Annotated in this window: 1 protein-coding gene; it reads right to left on the reverse strand. The window is 69.1% G+C overall.

What is annotated here, in order from left to right; translation table 11 throughout:
- Window positions 1–63 precede the first annotated feature (63 nt).
- Complete coding sequence (locus tag ACZ7OO_RS44075) at window positions 64–1,650, reverse strand: IS1182 family transposase (RefSeq protein WP_471513013.1); 1,587 nt, start codon at window positions 1,648–1,650, stop codon at window positions 64–66.
- Window positions 1,651–1,719 lie beyond the last annotated feature (69 nt).

Genomic DNA, 1,719 nt, shown 5'->3' on the forward strand with positions numbered 1-1,719 from the left:
CTAGAAGGTTGCTGAAGATCTTGTCGTGGGCTGTCCGGCCGTAGGCCGGGCGGCCCTCTTTCGTTATGCGGTGGCCGGGGCGAGGTGCCAGGTGTTGTTCGTCCGGGTGAGTCCCAGGTTGATCAGTCGGCGGAGGTTGAGGGCGGCGGCGCGGTGGTGGAGCCAGATGTTGTTGGCGGGGATGCCGCGGTAGGGGACGCGGCGGTTGCCCTTGGCGACGAGCCAGGCGATGGCGCGTTCGACGGGTGGACGCCATCTGCGGTATTCGTCCTGCCAGACGGGGTCGGTGGCCGCCTGGTGGCGGGCTGCGGTGAGCAGTTCGTGCTGGGGGTGGACGTTGAGGGTGCGTCCGGTCTTGGAGGTGGTGCAGCGTCCGCGCAGGGGGCAGTCGGTGCACACGCGCTTGAACTGGGCGGTGCGGGCGCCGTCCGCTTTGACCTGTCCGAGGGTGGCGGTGTGTCCGGCTGGGCAGGTCGCGGTGCCGGCCGCCGTATCGATGTGGAAGTCGTCGATGGTGAAGCCGCCGGGAACGGCCTGCCGCAGCGGCGGCGGTTTGATGACCGGGGTATGGCCGTCGGCCTGCAGGTGTGCGCGCAGGTGGCCGGTGCCGTAGGCGGAGTCGCCGAGCACGGTTAACTCCTGGCCGGCGTCCTCGTCGGCCAGCAGACCGCAGGCGACGGCGGCCTCGTGGCTGTCGGGGCCGTGGCCGCTGGTGAGGGCAACGGCGGTGAACAGCCCGGTCTCCGGCTCGAAGGACGCATGCCCTTTGAAGCCGTCCTGGTGGCGGGTGCGGTTTTTGTGGATGTGGCGTGCGTCCGCATCGACGGTGGACACGGTCCGGTCCGCGACTGTGCGCTGGGCGATGCGCCAGCGGCCGTCGCGTCCATCGGAGTCTTCGGCCGGTTCCACATCCTGGCCCGCGACCAGGGCCAGCAGACCCACCGCGTTCGCCGCCTTCTCGCCGAGCTCCTGTTCGGGCAGGTGTCCGAGCAGGTTGATCGCGTCGGTGACCAGCGCGTCGACCAGCGCGGCGCGCGCCTGCTCGTCGTCCCAGGCGATCCTCGGCTTGCCCGGGTCGGTGTAGTCGTGCGCCGTGCACCACTGCTTTGCGGTCTCCTCGCCGCCGGGGACCTCGCGGATCACCCGGCGGACGGCGGAGATGATCTGGGTGACGGTGTCCTGGGTGGCCACCGCGTCATCGAGGACGGTGGAGTCCAGAGCACGCCGCTGTTTCCCCTTGAGCACCCCGGTTGAGGCCACGACCTCTTTGACCTTGGTGAAGATCCGCGTCGGGTCGGCCGAGTGACGCAAACGGCGCCGGAAATACGTCAGCAGCGACGGATCGAACGCGGTGTCATGCAGGCCGAGCCCGCAGGCGGCTTTCCACCGCAGGTCACACCGCAGTTCCTGGACCGTCTCGAAGTCCGACAGCCCCTGCAGGCTCTGCAGCACCACCGTCGCGGCCAAGACCTGCGGCGGCAGACTCGGACGGCCGTTGGACGAGGGGTACATGTCGGTGAACATCGACGGCGGGAACAGTGCCTCGCGATGCTCGGCGAGGAACGCGAACACACTCCCTGCCGGGATCAACTCCCGGCAGGTCTCCCACACATCCGGCCCGACCATCTCCCCGGCCCATTCCCCCTGCATGCTCACAAGACTGGCCCCGGACCAGCCGGTCCGGGGCCAGAACGCAAAAGATTTTCAGCAGTCTTCTAG

The organism is Streptomyces sp. NPDC111744 (genome assembly GCF_055634995.1).

Excerpts from the sequence above, each read along its gene's own strand:
- ACZ7OO_RS44075 (WP_471513013.1), bottom strand. The coding sequence starts at position 1,650 with ATGCAGGGGGAATGGGCCGGGGAGATGGTCGGGCCGGATGTGTGGGAG.